Genomic DNA, 721 nt, shown 5'->3' with positions numbered 1-721 from the left:
TCGTAGACGGCAAGCTTGCCCATTTCCTCCTTCAGCTTTGTCAGCTTCTCGGTAAGCCTCGTCACCTTCGTGGCCAGCGCCTCCGTCGGCTCCTGGCGGTCGGCCGTGTCAAGTTGGCTCAGATAGCGCGCGACGCTCTCCTCCAACTGAGCACGCCGTCGCTCCATCTTCGCGCGCGTGAAGTTCCTGTCCCGGTTGTTCACGGCCTTGAACTTGCTGCCATCGATGGCGACGCTCGCCGTCGCCAGCAGACCAATGTCTCGGCAGAGTTCGACGAAGCGCGCACATACCTTGCGCAGCGCCAGGCCGTTGTCCTTCCGGAAGTCCGCAATCGTCTTGTGATTGGGAGCGAGCCGACCCAGCAGCCACATCACCTCGACATTGCGCCCGGCCTCTCGTTCCAGCCGCCGACTCGACTGTATCCGGTTCAGATAGCCGTAGATGTAAAGCTTAAGGAGCACCGAGGGATGGTACGACGGCCGACCCGTGGCCGCCGGCTCCACACCCTCAAAGCCCATCTCAGCCAAACCGAGCGCATCGACAAATACGTCGATCACGCGAACTGGGTTGCTCTCGTCAATGAAGTCATCGAGGCATTCGGGCAACAGCGTCCGCTGCCCACGATCCGCCTCTTCAACGAAGCGCCTCATCGATTCCCCCAAAGAATCACAGGAGAATCATAACAGCAGTCCAGTGTTTTCACACAGCCAGGGTCAAAAGC

1 protein-coding gene is annotated in these 721 nt (G+C 60.1%); it reads right to left on the bottom strand.

Going from position 1 to position 721, the window contains the following annotated elements; all coding sequences use genetic code 11:
• On the bottom strand, positions 1-650 hold a 650-nt coding region (locus H1B27_RS39655; protein ID WP_197969778.1), incomplete at its 3' end, for a transposase.
• Between the last annotated feature and the right edge of the window lie 71 nt (positions 651-721).

Source organism: Bradyrhizobium diversitatis (assembly GCF_016031635.1).
Classification (GTDB): domain Bacteria; phylum Pseudomonadota; class Alphaproteobacteria; order Rhizobiales; family Xanthobacteraceae; genus Bradyrhizobium; species Bradyrhizobium diversitatis.
This window is presented reverse-complemented; position numbering and strand designations above follow the sequence as displayed.